This window comes from Candidatus Zixiibacteriota bacterium, from assembly GCA_035574315.1.
Classification (GTDB): domain Bacteria; phylum Desulfobacterota; class Binatia; order UBA9968; family UBA9968; genus DATLYW01.
Map to the genome: position 1 here is coordinate 13,458 of DATLYW010000039.1, position 16,858 is coordinate 30,315.

At 66.4% G+C, this 16,858-nt stretch carries 15 protein-coding genes; 7 read left to right on the top strand and 8 right to left on the bottom strand.

All coding sequences use genetic code 11. The annotated features are described in order from the left end of the window. Positions 1–52: 52 nt before the first annotated feature. The 3 genes from VNN77_13960 to VNN77_13970 form a co-directional block, all read right to left on the bottom strand. Complete coding sequence (locus VNN77_13960; protein HXG52497.1) at positions 53–1,228, bottom strand: MFS transporter; 1,176 nt, start codon at positions 1,226–1,228, stop codon at positions 53–55. A 95-nt stretch (positions 1,229–1,323) separates the two neighbouring features. After that, positions 1,324–2,241 carry a mechanosensitive ion channel family protein gene (locus VNN77_13965; protein HXG52498.1) on the bottom strand — a complete coding sequence of 306 codons (918 nt, stop codon included), beginning with the start codon at positions 2,239–2,241 and terminating at the stop codon, positions 1,324–1,326. A 109-nt stretch (positions 2,242–2,350) separates the two neighbouring features. Next, positions 2,351–3,145: a TatD family hydrolase gene (locus VNN77_13970; protein HXG52499.1), complete on the bottom strand. Its 795-nt coding sequence runs from the start codon at positions 3,143–3,145 to the stop codon at positions 2,351–2,353. Positions 3,146–3,457: 312 nt separating this feature from the next. Between VNN77_13970 and VNN77_13975 the strand changes: the two genes are divergently transcribed. The 4 genes from VNN77_13975 to VNN77_13990 all read left to right on the top strand — a co-directional run bounded on the left by VNN77_13975 (position 3,458) and on the right by VNN77_13990 (position 6,831). Further along, positions 3,458–4,420: an ABC transporter substrate-binding protein gene (locus VNN77_13975; protein ID HXG52500.1), complete on the top strand. Its 963-nt coding sequence runs from the start codon at positions 3,458–3,460 to the stop codon at positions 4,418–4,420. Between the two features lie 77 nt (positions 4,421–4,497). Beyond that, positions 4,498–5,274: an ABC transporter ATP-binding protein gene (locus VNN77_13980; protein HXG52501.1), complete on the top strand. Its 777-nt coding sequence runs from the start codon at positions 4,498–4,500 to the stop codon at positions 5,272–5,274. Positions 5,275–5,287: 13 nt separating this feature from the next. Beyond that, positions 5,288–6,049 (top strand): ABC transporter permease, encoded by a 762-nt coding sequence (locus VNN77_13985; GenBank protein ID HXG52502.1) that lies wholly within the window; start codon positions 5,288–5,290, stop codon positions 6,047–6,049. Further along, positions 6,049–6,831 carry an ABC transporter permease gene (locus VNN77_13990; protein HXG52503.1) on the top strand — a complete coding sequence of 261 codons (783 nt, stop codon included), beginning with the start codon at positions 6,049–6,051 and terminating at the stop codon, positions 6,829–6,831. Before VNN77_13985 ends, VNN77_13990 begins: the two co-directional genes overlap by 1 nt. A 43-nt stretch (positions 6,832–6,874) precedes the next feature. Here VNN77_13990 and VNN77_13995 read toward each other — a convergent pair whose 3' ends face one another. After that, positions 6,875–7,786: a fumarylacetoacetate hydrolase family protein gene (locus VNN77_13995; GenBank protein HXG52504.1), complete on the bottom strand. Its 912-nt coding sequence runs from the start codon at positions 7,784–7,786 to the stop codon at positions 6,875–6,877. Between the two features lie 152 nt (positions 7,787–7,938). On the opposite strand from VNN77_13995, the gene VNN77_14000 reads away from it, so the two are divergent. Beyond that, positions 7,939–9,027, top strand: a complete 1,089-nt coding sequence (locus VNN77_14000) for an ornithine cyclodeaminase family protein (protein ID HXG52505.1) — start codon at positions 7,939–7,941, stop codon at positions 9,025–9,027. 32 nt (positions 9,028–9,059) lie between these two features. On the opposite strand, the gene VNN77_14005 is transcribed toward VNN77_14000, so the two are convergent. Beyond that, positions 9,060–9,428 (bottom strand): metallopeptidase family protein, encoded by a 369-nt coding sequence (locus VNN77_14005; GenBank protein HXG52506.1) that lies wholly within the window; start codon positions 9,426–9,428, stop codon positions 9,060–9,062. Between the two features lie 159 nt (positions 9,429–9,587). Between VNN77_14005 and VNN77_14010 the strand changes: the two genes are divergently transcribed. Next, a complete protein-coding gene (locus VNN77_14010) occupies positions 9,588–10,607 on the top strand; it encodes an MltA domain-containing protein (GenBank protein ID HXG52507.1) in 1,020 nt (339 codons plus the stop codon). Positions 10,608–10,674: 67 nt separating this feature from the next. Beyond that, positions 10,675–11,547, top strand: a complete 873-nt coding sequence (locus tag VNN77_14015) for a cation diffusion facilitator family transporter (protein HXG52508.1) — start codon at positions 10,675–10,677, stop codon at positions 11,545–11,547. 21 nt (positions 11,548–11,568) lie between these two features. Here the strand turns inward: VNN77_14015 and VNN77_14020 are convergent, their stop codons facing one another. From VNN77_14020 to VNN77_14030, 3 genes are all read right to left on the bottom strand, one after another. Further along, positions 11,569–12,795 (bottom strand): MFS transporter, encoded by a 1,227-nt coding sequence (locus VNN77_14020; protein ID HXG52509.1) that lies wholly within the window; start codon positions 12,793–12,795, stop codon positions 11,569–11,571. 50 nt (positions 12,796–12,845) lie between these two features. Further along, positions 12,846–13,091: a hypothetical protein gene (locus VNN77_14025; protein ID HXG52510.1), complete on the bottom strand. Its 246-nt coding sequence runs from the start codon at positions 13,089–13,091 to the stop codon at positions 12,846–12,848. A 90-nt stretch (positions 13,092–13,181) separates the two neighbouring features. Then, positions 13,182–16,745 carry a DUF748 domain-containing protein gene (locus VNN77_14030; GenBank protein HXG52511.1) on the bottom strand — a complete coding sequence of 1,188 codons (3,564 nt, stop codon included), beginning with the start codon at positions 16,743–16,745 and terminating at the stop codon, positions 13,182–13,184. Positions 16,746–16,858 lie beyond the last annotated feature (113 nt).

Here is a 16,858-nt window from a genome sequence, read left to right on the forward strand (position 1 = left end):
TAAACGAAAATTCGCGGGAACACGAACCGGCGACGAGCTGCGGCCGGCGGAGCTAGCTGCCGCTTTCCGGCGGCTCCGGCAGCCCGAAAAAGTACCAGGCGACCAGGATCAAAAACCCGAAGAGTTCCGGTAACGAGGGAGAGATACGAATCAGGGCTCCCGCGAGCATGCCGCCCAGGGACGAGCCGATAAAGCCGAAGAAGGTATACAGCCCGGTCGCCGTTCCCCGCCCGAGGGCCGGGATTCTCTGCGTGAGGAAAGCGGGAAGGATGGGTTGAAAGAGGCTGTAGCCCAGGAAGAACGCCGCACCGCTGACGTAGAGCATGAAGTCGTACTGCGCGCCGAAGAGATAGGCCGCGTAGCCGCCGGTCGCGGCGATCCAGCCGATCAGCGCGGCCAGGCGGAGCGTGCCGCGATTTTCGGCTCGCCGCATGTAGGGAAAGATCACGGCCGCGCTGGGAAGGAAGATAACCAGATAGACCCTCCAGAGCTGAGAGCGGTCGAGGCCCAGATCCGTCCAGCTCAGCGGATAAGTGAAGAAGAACATGTTGAGGGCGAGCGAAAGAACGAACGCCGCGACGAAGATGCGGCGCAGGCTGGCGTCGGCCAGCATCGGACCGATCGGCAGCGGGCGCTCCTTTCGCATGCTCGAGTCGCCACGGGGAAACGTCAGCGCCGCGAGAATCGTTGCGAGAACGCCGAGACCGCCCAGGATGTAAAACAGACCGCCGATGCCGACCCTGGCGGCAAGGATCGGTCCTCCCAGAATGCCGAGCATGAACGCGCCGCCGACCGCGATTCCGGTGATCGTGAACGCCTGGGTGCGGACCGTCGAGCGCGTGAGGTCCGCCAGCGCGGCGAGGGCCACCGAACCGACGGCCCCGCCGCCCTGGATCGCCCGGGCGAGGATCAGCTCGTAGATGTCGCGGGCGAGCGCGCAGGCGAGGCTTCCCGCAGCGAACATCGCCAGACCCGCGACCAGCACGGGCCGCCGTCCCCAGCGGTCGCTCGCCCAGCCCAGCGGCACCTGAAAGAGGCACTGCGACAGGGCGTAGACGCCGAAGGCGACGCCCGCCAGCGGGATGGTCGCGGAGGGGTAACGCACGACGTAGGCGCTGAAGATCGGCAGAATCAGGAAAATCCCGAGCAGCCGCAGCGCCGATATGAAGCTCACGACGAGCACCGGCCCCAGCTCCGCCCGATTGAACGAGTAGCGGCTCTCAGACAAAGCTTACGGTCTTTCGGTCAGGGATTGCGCGACATGCGATTCCCGTCAATTTACACCGTCTGAAGAAAATGGAAAGGGACCTCGGGCCGAGCGCCTCACGACGTCCGGCCCGCCGGCGCGCCGGGGCGCACGGCCTCCGGGGCTTGCGCCACGTGGACCACCCGGTGCGGATACGGAATCTCGATGCCTTCGGCGTCGAACGCCTTCTTCAGCCGCCGCCGGTATTCGCGCCCGACGGTGAATTGCTGGAGCGGCAGCGTTTTGAGGCGCGCCTTGATCGTGACCGCCGATTCCCCGAAGCTGTCCACCCCGAAGATCTCGATCGGCTCGAGCATCGCGGAGCCGTACTGAGGGTCGGCCCGCATCTCCTCGGACACCCGCTGCATGACGTCGATGACGCGGTCGGTATCCTCGCGGTAGCCGACGCCGACGTCGATGACGTAACCGGACCACTCCTTGGTCATGTTCGCCAGCGTGTTGATCGAGCCGTTGGGAAAGACGTGCACCACGCCCGCGAGATCGCGCAGCACCACGGTGCGGAACGAGATCGCTTCGACGAGGCCGCCGGTGCCGTTGATGATCGCGACGTCGCCGACGCGGATCTGGTTCTCCAGGATCAGGAAGAAGCCGCTGACGAGATCGCGCACCAGATGCTGCGCGCCGAAGCCGACGGCGATGCCGACGATGCCGGCGCCCGCCAGGATGGGCCCGACGTCGACCCCGACCTCGCCGAGCGCCACCAGGGTGGCGACGAACCAGACCACGCAGACGATGATCGTCCAGAGAACGCTGGTAAGCGTCACGATTCTCTTGGCCCCCGCGCCCGGCACGGTTTCGGTAGCCTGGGCGGCGCGGGTGAGAAGCGCTTCCATCCGCCTGAGGGGCAAGCGGAGCAGCTTGAGCCCGAAATAGGCGGCGGCGAGGATCAGCACGATCCGCACCGCGGCGATCCCGAAACTCACGCTCAAATCGAGCAGCCTCGCGATAAAGCGTTCCGACAAGAGAGCTGGCATGCCGTCTCCTCCTGCTTGGGTTCTCGGTTTCGCGCCCCGCGGCGCCCGCGCCGACCGAGGCTTACGCGCGCGCAGGGCGGTCGCGCCGGATTCGGATCGCCGCACCCTATCACGGCTCGCCCGGCGGCTCACCCTCGATCAACCGCGCCACCGGCGCCAGCCAGGGATCGCCCGCGATCAGCCGCAGGAAGTTCCGCCGCGTCAGGGCGACCGCCGCGCCGAAGGAGACTCCCTTGAGGGCCGCGAGCGCTGTCGCCACTTCCTTGAGGTGGCGGGGCATGCCGGAGGTGCCGACCAGCCATTTGAGGCCGCCGGGATTGTCGGTTTCGAGCAGGAGGCGGTCGTCGGGGATCTGCCGCGCCACCGTCCGGATCGTCTCGGAGTAGAGCAGCTCGACGCCGACGGTGAAATAGGCGCCGAGCTCCGCCAGAGCCCGCAGGATGTCCAGGGGACCGGAATACCAGTGGACGATCGCACGACTGACGTTGTAGCGCTCCAGGAGATCGAGCACTTCCCGCTCCGCGCCTTTCGTGTGGAGGTTTACCGCCTTGCGCTGCTCTCGCGCGGCGGCGAGAAAATAGGCGAACACGCGGCGCTGGGCCGGGTACGTGGCGGCGTCGCGAACCCAGTGGAAGTCGAGCCCGATCTCTCCCAGCAAAGGGCTTTCCTCGATCAGCGGGGCCGCTTCCCGGAGCCGTTCCGCGTACCGCGCCGCCCGCGCGGGGTGGATGCCGAAGCCGGGAACGACGAGAGGGGAGCGCTCGGCGATCCGCCGCGTCTCGAGGTACGACGGGACGTCGGAGGCGACCGCGATCGTGAGGACGCGCTCGGCTTCGATCTCTTGCAAGGCCCGCGGCAGATCGTTCCCGTACTTGTCGAGATGAACGTGCGCGTCGATCAGCATCTTCAGCGCCCGGCCCGGCGAGGCCGGAGCCGGCCGGCGCCGGCAGAAGCGCACCGGCACCCGTTCCGGCGCCGTAAAAGAGCCGGCCCGAACGAGCGATGGCCGCGACGCCGCGTTCGACGCCGCCCTCGCTGTCCGGCCCGCCACGTCGCGGCTTCATCATCGCGGCGGCGGCCTTCAAAGTCAATGCGCCGGGCGCCGACGGGCCCTTTTTTCGATGGAAAATCGATTGCAGTTCACGTAAGATCACGCTGGTTCGAAGCGTTATCGGACGGTGCGCCGTCGAAAATCGGAGGAGCGAGGAGAGAAGGTATGAAGCTCACGCGCCGCGGGTTCGTGCTTACGACGCTGACCGGCCTGGCCGGCTTGCCGTTGCTCGGGAAAGCCGGATGGGCGCAGTTCAAGGGCAAGCTCGGCTACATGAAGATCGTCGACAACGCCGCGCTGTTCATGGCCGTGGAGAAAGGATTCTTCAAGTCCGAGGGGCTGGAGCTGGAGACGGTTCCGATGGCGGGCGGCGCGGTGATCGTGCAGGGGGTGACGTCGGGAGACCTCCAGTTCGGCTGGAGCAACGTGATCTCGCTCTACCAGGCCCACGTCGAAGGTTTCGACTTCAAGCTGGTCGCGGGAGGCGCGACCAACGTCAAGGGGAGCAACGACACGCACGCGATCATCGTCCCGAAGGCATCGCCGATCATCCGCGCGAAGGATCTCGAGGGGAAAACGGTCGCCGTCAACACGCTGAACAACATCGTTCACCTGATGGCGATGGCCTGGGTGGATCAGAGCGGCGCCAACTCGGCGAAAGTGAAGTTCGTCGAGATACCGTTCCCGCAGATGGAAGCGGCGCTGGTGGCGGGCCGTGTGGACGCGGCGAGCGTGCACGAGCCCTTCGTGGCGGCCGCGATGGAAAAGGGCTCCGCGCGCATTCTCGCCCATCCCTGGAGCGACGTGGTTCCCAAGTTCCTGATCGCCGGATGGTTCGCGTCCGAGAAGTGGATTCAAAGAAACCGGCGCACCGTCCAGGGGTTCGTGCGCGCGATCAACCGGGCGATCGACGCCATGCGTGCCGATCCGGAAGGAGCGCGTGCCGCGATGATCAAGTGGTCGGGGTTGCGCGCCGATCTGGCGGGAAAAATCGGGCTGCCGGTTTTCGAAAAGGGGATCTCCGAGAAGGACCTCCAGGTCACGATCGATCTCACGCACAAGTACAAGCTCATCGCCCGCCCGTTCAAGGCGAAAGAGGTGATCAGCGACCTGGCGCCGAAAGGGTAAAAGGTCCCGACCGCCTCCTAACCGCCGTCCCCGGGCAGGGGCGGACCCCGGCTGTTTTTTCGTCACGCTTCCGGTTCATGCCGATTCTGGAGATCCAGTCGCTCTCGAAAAGCTACCGGCAATTGGACGGCAAGACGACGCCCGCCATCGGCGAGATCTCCTGCAGCGTCGAGCCGGGCGAGTTCGTGTCGTTCGTCGGCCCGTCGGGTTGCGGCAAGACCACGTTGTTGATGTCGATCGCGGGGCTCATCGCCCCGACCTCCGGGCGCGTGCTGGTCAAGGGCCAGGAGGTCCGGGGGCCTCCGCCCAACCTGATCCTCGTGTTCCAGGAATTCAACAGATCGCTGTTCGCCTGGAGATCCGTCCTGGGCAACGTCCTTTTCGGTTTCGAAGCCAGGGGCTACCGGGGTCGCGACCGCGGCCGCAAGGCCGAATCGTTGCTGGAGCTGGTCGGCCTGAAAGGCTTCGAGAAGCACTACCCCTGGCAGCTTTCGGGAGGCATGCAACAGCGGGTCGCCATCGCCCGGGCGCTCGCCTACGAGCCGGAGGTTTTGCTCATGGACGAGCCGTTCGGCTCGCTCGACGCTCTGACCCGGCTGGAGCTCGAGGACACGCTGCTGCGGCTCTGGCAGGAGCTGAAGACGACCATCGTCTTCATCACCCACGACATCGAGGAGGCGATTTATCTTTCGGATCGCATCTGGGTGCTCGGCCCGCGGCCGTCGAGCATCGTCGACGAGATCCAGGTCGGCTTCGCGAGACCGCGCAACCAGCTGAGCACGCGCGCCGCGGCGGGCTTCATGGAGCTCAGAAACAGGATCTACCGCCGCATCGGCGCGGGATTGCCGGCATAGGGGCGTCATGCGGGTGAACTGGAGCGGATGGCTGGTGTTCCTGGCGGCGGTGCTCGCCTGGGAGGCCGCAGGCCGCTCCCGGCCGGAGCTCTCCTTCTACGTCCCGCCGGCGACCGAGATCGCCTCCGCGCTGGCCGCGCTGGTTCTTTCGGGCGAAGCGGCCGGCCATCTGGCGATCACGCTCCTCAGGCTCGCCGCCGGCTATCTGCTCGCCGCCGTGCTCGCGGTGAGCGCGGGTATCGTGCTCGGCTACTTTCGCTGGGCGCACTCCCTGATGGAGCCGGTGATCGAGTTTCTGCGGCCGATGCCTTCGGTGGCGATCATTCCCGTCGCGATCCTCGCCCTGGGGATCGGCGACGCGATGATCGTGGCCGTCACGGTTTACGCCAGCGCCTGGCCGATCCTGATCAACACCATCGACGGAGTGCGGAACATCGATCCCACCTTGATCCAGACCGGGAGGACCTTCGGGTTGAATCGCTGGCGGATCCTGAGCCGGATCGCGGTGCCCGCCGCATCGCCCTACGTCATGACGGGCCTGCGCATCAGCCTCGCCGTCGCTCTCATCCTGGTGACGACGGCGGAAATGCTGGCGGGAGGCAAAGGGCTCGGCTTTTTCATCCTCGACGAGGAGCGCTCGCTGCGCAATGCCAACATGTACGCCGGCATCGCCGTCACGGCGGCGCTGGGATATGCGCTGAACCGGGGATTCGCGCTCCTGGAAAAGCGCGTGATGCGCTGGCATCACGGAGCGGGGGCGCGGGAGGCGGTCTGATGGTGGGGCGCGAGTCGAGGCTGAGCGGCGTCGTCTTCCTGGGCGCTTTGTTGCTGCTCTGGGAGGCGGCGGCGCGCTCGGGGGCGGCCGACCGGCTGCTCTTTCCGCCGGTCAGCAGGGTTCTGGAGACGGCGTGGTCCCTGGTCACTTCGGGACACATCGCGGCTCAGCTGACGGCCAGCTTGAAGCGGGCGGCCGCCGGTTACCTGCTTGCCGCCGCCTTTTGCATCCCGTTGGGCATTCTTCTCGGGTGCGTCGGGCCGATCTACCGGGCCCTCGGCGTGGTCATCGAGATGCTGCGGCCGATTCCGCCTCCGGTGGTCGTCCCGCTGGCGATGCTCTATCTCGGCCTCGGCGGCGCGATGAAGATCTTCGTGATCTTTTTCTCGTGCGCCTGGCCCATCCTGCTCAACGCGATCGATGGGTCGCGCAACGTCGATCCGGTGATTCTCCACACCGCGAGGACGTTCGGTCTGTCCGCGCCGCGGACGCTGGCGAAGGTGATCCTGCCAGCCTGCCTGCCTCAGGTCATGACCGGCCTGAGGGTGAGCCTTCCCATCACCTTGATCCTCGTGGTGATCTCCGAGATGGTCGGGAGCACGGATGGCATCGGCTACTTCATCCTGGACTCGCAGCGCCGTTTCAAGATCGATCAGATGTACGCCGGCATGCTGGCGCTCGCGCTGGTCGGGTACCTGCTGAACCGGCTGTTCGACCGCCTCCAGCGCGCCGTTCTCTGGTGGCACTGGGGAATGATGCAAAGGGAAGCGGAGGGGAGATGAAGGCGGACCCGCCGCGGGAAAAGGCAAGTCCGCCGCTCGCGGCTCAGACGCGGTGCATCCCGCCCCCGGGCGGAGGCTGCGGCTGGCTTTTCCCGGGAAGCCACGCGACGTCCTTCCGCGGGCTGTTCCCCGTCACCCGGAAGCGGGCGCGACCCAAATTCTGGAACTCGATCTCGATCGTGTCGCCGACGTTCATCGGCATCAGCCCCTCGTGATAGGTTCCGGTTGCGACGACGTCGCCCGGGTTGAGCCGTAAAAACCGCGTGAGCCAGGCGATCTGATCGGGGATCTTGTGCGCCATGTGCCTGGTGCTGTAGTTCTGCCGCGGCTCGCCGTTCGTCCAGGACCGCACGATCACGTCGTGCGGATCGGGAATCTCGTCCTTGGTGATGATCCAGGGCCCGCACGCCGCGTGGGTATCCTGGCCCTTGGGAATGAATTGCGTCCGGCGCACGAGGCCGCGTGTCGAGATGTCGAAGAAAGGGACGTACCCGAAGACGTGATCGAGCGCCTGCGATTCCGGCACGTTCTTCGCGGTTCGGCCGACGACGAAGGCCAGCTCGGCCTCGGGTTGAAAGACCACCGCGGGAGGAATATCGACCAGCTCGATCGCCCCGTCGGGTCCGACGAGATCGGGCGATTTGTAGAAGTACTCGTTGGGCAGGCTTTCGGGAGTCCGGTCGGGCCGATCGAGGTAATTGACGAACGCCGCCAGGCACTTGCTCGGCCGCGGCAGCGGGCAGAGCAGCCGGACCTCGGCGAGCGGCACGCCGTCGCGCTCCTGGAGGAGCTTCTCGAACCGGCGGCGATACTTGCGCCAGCCTTCGATGATCTCCTCCATCACCCGCTGCGGCCCCTTGGCCTTGCGCGAGCTTACCGCATCGCTGACGTCCACGACCCGGTCTTCGCCCTTGATGACGCCGATGCGATCGTCGTTGAATCGAAGGATCTTCAATGGCTCGCCCTCCGCGGCAAAAATTTTCGCCTATCATTGCGACAACCCGGCCAGTTGTCAATCGCGAGCGGCGCGCCAAAGCCCGGGCCTCGCGGGCCGCGAGCTTCCCAAAGAAGCGCCGTTGGTGTAATGGATGGTTTTCGGGAGGCCGTATGTTGCTGATCAACAACCGGGAAGTGGAGCAGATCTTCGACATGAAGGCCTGCCTGGAGGCGCTCGAGGACGGCTACGACGATCTGCTCAAGGGGGACGCGGTCTACCGCCCGCGTCTGGACCTGTGGATGCCGTGCGAGCGGCCGGACGGCTACTATTGCTGGGGCACGATGGAAGGCGCGAGTCGCAAGATCGGCGTCTTCGCGATCCGGATGAAGTCCGACGTGGTCTACTGGCCCGACGGCGCGACGGAAGAAAAGTACTGCGTGCGTCCGGGCACCTGGTGCGGGCTGGTGATGGTGTTCAGCATCCGCAACGGCGAGCCGCTGGCGATCATCAACGACGGGCTGCTGCAGCACATGCGGGTGGGAGGTTGCGCCGGCCTGGGCGTGAAGTACCTTGCGCGCGAGGACGCGTCGGTCGTGGGCATCTTCGGCTCCGGAGGGATGGCGCGAACCTATCTCGAAGCGTTTCACGAGGTGCGCAGGCTCCAGCGCGTCAAGGTTTTCAGCCCGACCAAGGCCCACCGCGAGGCCTACGCCAGGGAGATGAGAGGCAAGCTCGATCTCGAGGTGATCGCGGTCGACTCTCCGGAGCAGGCGGTTCGCGACGCGGACATCGTCGCCACCTGCACCGACTCGACGCGCACCGTCTTCGACGAGCCGCAATGGCTCAAACCGGGGGCGCACATCACCTGCGTCCGCGCCTGCGAGGTCGGGCCCCGGGTCGTGCGCCGGTGCGATCTCTCGGTCAAGCTGGGCAAGAACACTTTCGACGTGATGGAGGAGGGAATGGTGCGTCTCCACGGCAACGCGGGTTACATCGCCGGTCAGCCGGAGGAGCGAAGCCGCATACCCAATCCTGCCGTGGACAACTACCGCGGCGACTTTTTCAAGTATTTTATGGACGTCCGCGCGGGCCGGACGCCGGGCCGAACGGGCCCGGAGCAAACCACGTTTTTCATCAACGCGGGAACCCAGGGGCTCCAGTTCGCCGCGTGCGCGGGAAGAGTGTACCAGCTTGCGAAAGCGAAAGGGGTGGGCCGGGATCTCCCGACGGAATGGTTCCTGCAGGACATCCGCGACTGAGCCCGGGTTCCGGAAACCGGGGGAAAGACCGGCTAGTATCCGAGCTTCTCGATCCAGTCGTCGTCCATTCCGAAGTAGTGCGCGATCTCGTGAATCACCGTGATTCGGACCTGACGCTTGAGCTCCTCGGGATCGGGAAAGTCGCAGAGAAGCGGCTCGGAGAAAAGGGTGATTCTGTCCGGCGGTGGCGGCGGCTCGAAGAAGGACCGTTCCGGAAGCGGAGTCCCCTCGTAAATACCGTAGAGCGTGTCTGTGTCGGGATCGAGTCCGACGGAGCGCAACAGGCGTCGGCTGGGCCTTCGCGCGACGAAGATCTCGACGTTCTGCAGGCGGCTGCGAAACTCCTCCGGAAGCTCTTCGAGCGCCCGCGCCGCCTCTTTCCGGATTTCCTTTTCCGTCACGGGGATGTCCTCGGCCCGATCCGAGCGGCGTTCCGCCGGCTCTTCCCCGCGGCCCTCATCCTTTTATGTACCTTTTCGGCGGTCCCGGCGCAAAGCCGGCCGCCCGACGTCGCCGACGATCTCGACGCGGATTCGCTTCGCGCGGCCGCGCGCCGGAGCATGCGCTACCTGGAGGGGCAGCCCCGGGAAAAAATCCTCGCCGAGCGGCCGGCGCGCTTCACCGCGGGGGAGGCGCGCGAGGCCCTCGCGGAGCTTCTCCAGATCCTGGAGGAAAGCCGCTGCGGCGGATGCTGGCTCGAACGGGTGAGCGAGCGCTTCGAGTTCATCCCGTCGAGCGACGACCCGGAACAAGCGGATGTGCTCTTCACCGGATACTTCCAGCCGCTCCTCGACGCCAGCCCGGTGGCGACCCCGGAGTACCGGTTTCCGCTGTATCGCCGGCCGCCGGATCTCATAACCGCGGAGCTGGTGACGGCAACGCCCGAGGTCGCGGTCGAGCGCGTGACCGGAAGAGTCGAGGGCGAGAGCTTCCTGCCGTACTATTCGCGCCGGGAGATCGAGGAATCGGATCGGCTGCGGGGTCACGAGATCGCCTGGGTGAAGGACCCCGTCGATCTTTTCTTCCTCCACGTCCAGGGCTCGGGGGTCCTGCGCTTCGCCGACGGCCGGCGACTGCACGTGAGCTACGCCGCTTCGAACGGGCGGCCTTACCGCAGCATCGGGAGGCTTCTGGCCGACGCGGGAAGGATCCCGCGCGAGGAGATGTCGATGCAGCGGCTGCGGCGCTACCTCGCCGAGCATCCCGAGGAGCAGCGCGACATCATGGCTCACAACGAGAGCTACGTCTTTTTTCGCGCGGTCGAGGACGGACCGCTCGGAAGCCTCGACTTCCCGTTGACGCCGGGGCGGTCCATCGCGACCGACGGCCGCCTTTTCCCGAAGGGAGCGCTCGCGTTCATCGCGACCGACGTGCCCGTGGTCGATGCCGCCGGCGAGCTGAAGGGCTGGCGCCCGACCACCCGGTTCGTTCTCAACCAGGATACGGGGAGCGCCATCCGCGGTCCGCGCCGCGCGGATCTCTATTTCGGGACCGGAGAAACGGCGGGCGCCGCGGCGGGATTGATGAACCGGCCGGGGCGGCTCTATTTCCTGAAGCTCAAGCAACCCGGGCGCCGCTGAGCGGCCGCGCCCGTGTTCCGGCCTTGAGCCGCGAACGGCCGTGCAGTAGGCTACACGGAACGAAGGCATGCACCGGCACGTCGAGACAAGGCGCCTCAAGCTCGCCCTGGCCATCACCTCCTCCTACTTCATTACCGAGCTGATCGCGGGATTCCTGACCAACAGTCTCGCGTTGCTGTCCGACGCCGGCCACATGCTCTCGGACATCGGCGCCATCGTGCTGAGCCTGGCGGCGTTCTACATCGCCCGGCGGCCGGCCACGTTGAACAGCACCTACGGCTATCACCGCGTGGAGATCGTCGCGGCCCTCTTCAACGGCCTCGCGCTGTGGTTGATCGTCGGCGTGATCTTCACGGCTGCCTACAACCGGTTCTTCGAGCCGCCGCAGGTCGCCAGCCGCGGGATGATCGTCGTCGCCGCGCTCGGTCTCGCGGTCAATCTCGCCTCGGCCTGGATTCTCTACGACCGGCAGCAGAAGAACCTCAACGTGCACGGGGCGTTTCTGCACGTCGTCAGCGACGCCGTCGGCTCCATCGGCGCGATAGTGGCCGGGACGGTCATGCTCACGACCGGCTGGTATCTGGCGGACCCCGTGGTGAGCGTCCTGATCGGGCTCCTGGTGCTCTATTCGTCCTGGAACCTCGTGCGCGAGTCGGTCAGCATTCTCATGCAGTGGGTGCCGAAGGGAATCAGCCTCGAGGAAGTCCAGCACACCATCGAAGAGGTCGAGGGGGTGGAAAAGGTCCACGACCTTCACGTGTGGGCCGTCACCTCGGGGATGCTGACCCTGAGCGCCCACGCCGTCGTCGATCCGCGCCGTGATTTCGACCGCGTCCTCAGCGGGATCGAGCAGAGGCTCAGAGCGCGCTTCAACATCGAGCACACCACGATCCAGCTTGAAACCGAGAGCCGGGAGGACCGGGAATTCAAGGCCTTCTGACCGGCCGCCGTTTCCAGGAGTCTAGGGAACCGCGTGGCTGGGCACCGGCCGTCCCGCCCGCGGAACCAGCGCCGCCATCAGCCCCACGGCGGCGAGCGAAAGCAAGCCGAGCATCCAGAAGATCGTCGGCAGCTCAGCCGTGATCAGCAGCAGGCCGACGGCCGAGGTCGCCGTCGTCTTCGAGATCTGCTGGATCAAGCGGTCGAGCGAGACGACGCCACCCCGCAGCTCGACCGGAGCGTTCTGGGTGAGGAGACTCTTTTGCATCGGTGAGATGACGCCGTTGGCGAGCCCGTAGAAGAACAGGGCGCCGCCGACGAGCGGGACTCCCGGCAGAAACGGCACCGAGGTCACCGCCAGGCCGCTCACCACGAACGCCACAAGGAGCAGAAAAGCCTTGTCGCGGCCGGCGGCCAGGCGGCCGGCCTGGCTCGAGGTCGCCATCGCCCCAAGGGAGAAGACCGTGTAGAGCAACCCTGCGGTCGCGGTCGAGAAACCATGGGTGCGAACGAGGAACAGGGGAAAGTAAGTGAGAAAGCCGTAGTCGAGAAAAAACCTCAGGAAGCCGGCCGCAAAGGCGATCAGAAGGCGCGGATGGCGAGCGAGGCGGGCGACGTCGCCGAGATACGCTCTGGCGCCGTTCGTGTTCTCGCCCCTGGTCTCCGGCATCCACGCAAGCGCGGCGGCTCCGAGGGGCACGGCCAGCAGGTACATGGCGAAAGGCCAGTACCAGGCAATCGCCGCCAGCGCGCCTCCGAGCGGAGGCAGGATCAGGTAACCGACCCTGTCCAGAAAGACCTTGAGACCCTGCCCGCCGATCTCCTTTTCGCCCTCGAGCAGATCGCCGATCAGCACGATCGTGAGCGGGATCACGGCGCTGTAGCCGACGCCCTGGACGGCGCGGAAGAACAAAAGCCAGGAAAAGCTCGGCGCCAGCGCCATGGCCGCTCCGGACAGGCCGTAGACGAGAAGGCCGCCGGCGAGGAGAAGACGGCGCCCCCACAGATCGGCGAGCATGCCGAAGAGCGGCGCGAGAAAAATGGCCGGCGCGGTGAAAACCGCCATGACCAGGCCGAGCGCCGCGTCGCTGATGCCGAACGGCGCGGTGATCGCGGGGAGCGCCGGCTGGAGGAAGTTCACGCCCATGACGACCGCCACGCTCGTGGCGTAAACAATCCCCAGCGCCCGGCGACGGTCCGCCGTCAACCCGCCGAGGCCGAAGAACGAGGTCACGCTGCCGAACCGCATGAGCCGAACCCTAGAGGAAAAACCGGCCGGCGGTCAAGTGAAGCGAGCGGTCAGTCGTCGATCTCGCCGAAATAGTCTCTCAGGATCCGCTCCTTGATGTACTCCAGCGCTCCGAGATCCTGGATGATGTCTCCGCCGGTATCGTAGAAGAAGATGTCGCCCTTGTGGTTCCGGCCGATCGCAACCAGCCAATCCAGTTCGTCCCGGTCTTCCAAAAGGTAGTTGATGGCTTGATTGGCGCCCTTGCTGGCGATGATGGTGACTTTTGGTTTGGCGGATTTTTTTGGCTGTGACATGAAGCGACCTCCTGCGAACGCCAAAAAGTCTATACGAAAGGCGGCGCTTCTACAACTCGGAATTTTCGCCGGCGTGCCAGGGCAATGGCGCTATCTCAGCGTGAACTCGACCCGGCTGCCGCGGGCCTCGGCGCCGGGCTCGGCCGGGGCGGGCCTCGGGGCGACGGTGAAAAGGCGGTCGGGGGTTACCTGCCCGGTGCCGAGCAGGTAGTCGCGGATCGCCCGGGCCCTTCGGGCCGCGAGGTCCGGAAGGTCATCCCCGGAAACCCGCTCGTGCTTGAGCATCAAAGCCTCCATTTCCGGAACCGGCAGATCGCGCGCGAGGCCGATCAAGTTGCGCGGTTTGGGAAAATCCTCCCGGGCGTAGGCCGCCTTGAGGTAGAGAGGGTACTCCTTCGGGTCGACGCGAACCTCGTCGGCGCTTTTCGGAGCCCCTTCCCGCCCGGCGAGATCGCGGAGCTTCTGGATCCTGACCTTTCGCTCGAGGGCAACGCGCTTGAGTCCTTCGAGGTCGTTCATCGGGTCGAACCGGGCGGCGATTTCGAGCCGCAGGGCGGGCCGGTTGTTCAACGCGGTGGCGATCGTCTTGAGGCGCGACCGGGCGGTAGGGGAGAGATCGGCGCGGCCGTAATCGAACTCGATCACGCTCAGCTCCTCCCCGCCGCCGCCGAACGCCGCCCCGAGCAGGGCGAACGGCGCGGTCACGGCCTTGGCGACGATGTTGATCACGATGCGGAGGATAATCCCGCCGACGCTGAACTGCGGATCGTCGAGCGAGCCGGCGATCGGCAGATCGACGTCGATTACGCCGTTGCGATCCTTCAACAGAGCGACCGCGAGCAGGACCGGCAGCTTGGTCGCGGTCGGGCTCTCGATCCTCTCGCCGAAAGTCAGCTGGTTCAGGATGAGCTGGTTCTCGGCGGTGAGCTTGCGGTTCTCGAGCCGGTATTTGACCTTGAAGGAAAGCTTGCCCTTTTCGATCCCGTACCCCACGTACTTCCCGGAGTAGGGAGAGAGCGGGCTCAGCTCGATCTCCCGCGCGTCGGCGGCAATGTCCAGGTAGAGCGATTCCGCCAGCGGATTGATCCTGCCCCGGATGTCGACGGACGCGGAGTCGTCGAGGCTGGCGCGGAGCTCCAGGTTTCCGGGGACCTCGGGCGTGAGCTCGGAGATCGTTCCTTCGACGCCCGTCAGGTTGGCGCTGTAGTTGGGCTTGATGAAGAAATCGCTGAAGTTGACCGTTCCCGACTTCAGACCGATCCTGCCGATCGTCACGCGCTTGCGGCCAGCCTGAGGCATCGGCTCGGGCGCCGCGCCGCTCGCCTCTTCGCGCGCGGCGAGCTTTTGCAGGTTGGTCCTGCCGTCGGCGCCGATGATCAGCCGGGCGTAAAAATCGGCCAGGTCGATCTCCTCGACGCGGAATTCCAGCGGCTCGAGGGAGAAGCGGAGCCGGTTCAGGCCGAGCGAGCCCCAGCGCACGAGATCGCGCGAGCTGTCCTTTTCCACGGAGCCGAAATCGACGACCCGAACGTCGCCGGCGTAGCTCAACCGGGCAGATCCGTTTCCGCCGGCTTCGACGGAAAGCGTGCCCTTCGTGCCGAGCCGTCCGCCCGTCAGGACAAAGTTGGCGCGGTCGTTCAGGTAGGGCTGCAGCGGCAACAGCCCGATCCCTTCCGCCTCGACGGCGAAGCGGGCGTTCAACGGGTCGATGGTCGCGGAGCCTGCCAGCCGCAGGCCGCCGCGCTCGTTGATCTTCGCGCGAACAGCCGCCTGCGCCCGCGCGTTCCTGGCGGTCGAGAGATTCTGAGCGCGAAGGGCGAGGTCCGACACCACCAGCCGCGACCGCGGCGTGATCGAGCGGTCCTCGAAGATCAGCCGCATCGCGTCGAGGGCGACGCTCTTCGTTTCGACTTTCCACGCAGCGGCATCGCCCCGGGGGCCGGCCGCCGAGGGCCCGGCGCCCGCTGCCGTCTTCAGCAGCCGGGGGTATCCCGCGGTCCCGTCCGCTTCTCTCCAGAAAAAGACGTTGCCGTCCCGGCTTTCCACCGAGCCGATCACGAGGCTCTTCGCGCCGAGGTCGGCCGCCACGTCCTTGATCGACAGCAGCGGGATCCGCCAGAGCGGCTCCGATTCGCCGGGCGCCTCGACGCGCAAAGAGCGCAGGGTGGCTTCGAGATCGGAGACCCTGGCGTCGAGCGCTCCGCCTTTGAGCACGACCGCAAAGCGGCCTGCGACGTCGAGAAGCCCCTGCTCGATCACGATCGCGGCGAAGTCGCCGTAGTAGGGGCGCAGCGCCGGCAGGCGCAGCCCGGTCACGGCGAGCGTGCCGTCGGCGGCGAGCGGATCGAGCTGTAAGCTCCCCTTGTGCGCGAGCTGCTCTCCCGCGGCGGTTTGAAAGGAGAGCTCCGTCCGCGCCTTTCGCTCGGCCCCGCTCGTCAGCCCCTTGACGTCGAGCCGGATGTTCTGGATCGTTGTCTCGAACGGAAGCTTGGGCCGACGGTCCGCGAGATGAACGGTGCCGCGCTCGACGGCGAGTTCTTCCACCGAGTAGCGAAAGGGGGCCGGCTCTTCTTTTTTTGCCGTCTCCCCCTTCTCGGCCGGAGCCTCGCTCCGCGGCAGGAGGGCGGCGAGGTTCAGGCGCCCGTCGGGGAAGCGGATGACGTGCAGCTCCGGGGCGCTGGCGCGCACCGCCTTGAGCGCCGCCTTGCGCGCGAACACCTCGATCGCGTCGATGGCGACCTCGAGCTTCGGCAGCGTCAGGATGGGCGCGCCGTCCTTCCCCCGGACAGCGAAGTCCTGAAAATCGAGGCGGCCGGACAGGACCAGCGCGGCCGGCTTCCCCCTGGGCGAGCGGAACGAGACCGTCAGGCGCCCGTCGATCCGGCCCGCGGGAACGCCGAAGTCGAGGTCGACGGGTGAGTACTCGAGGTATTTGGCCGGCTGGAGGTTGTCGATGTCGAGGTGGATCGTGCTTTCGCGCGAGGCCCCGAAGGGCCTGGTCTCGGCCTCGATTTTCACGGGCGCCCCGTTCACGATCGCCGAAAAGACCGGCCGGACCTTGATGTCGGCGTAGTAGGGAAGGCTCGAAACGAAGGGAACCCCCAGTTTCAGCGCGGTGACCTCGTGCTTGACCCCTTCCGGGAGATCGTCGAGCTCGATCCGGCCGTCGACGATCTCGACGTTGTTGAGGGAGAAACGCGGGGGCGGGCCGGGCGGCCCCTGGGTGAACTCGCGGATCAGGTCGGTGAAGTTGTAGGTGCGATCCTCGTTGCGGATCAGGTGCAGGTACGGCCCGACCACGCGCAGCTCTTTGATGACCGGACCGCGATAAAAGAGCGACAGCGATTCGAGGTTGACGTACGCTTCGCTAACCGAGAGCGCCGTCGTCTGGTCCTGGCGGTCCCGGACCGCCAGGCCGCGGATCGTGACGGACAGCGCGTAGGGGTTCAGGCGGATTTGCTCGATCGTCACCCGCCGGTGAAGCCTGCTCGACAGCTCGGCCGCGATCCTGTCGCGCAGCAACCACGGCGCCGCAAGAGAGAGGAGACCGGGCGCCGCGAGGATCGCGACGCACCAGATCAGGAGCCTTCGCGCTCGAGGGTGGAACAGAATCGCGGCCGCGCGCCGGCGCAGCTCGGTCCCAGAAAAGGCCATGCTTGCTTCCGGTCAGCTCCCGAGCTTCACGCCGGCCCGAGGCGCGGGCAGACGGCGGGACGAGCCCTTCGGTACCGCACGCATTTAATCAGCGATCGGGGAGGGAAACAAGT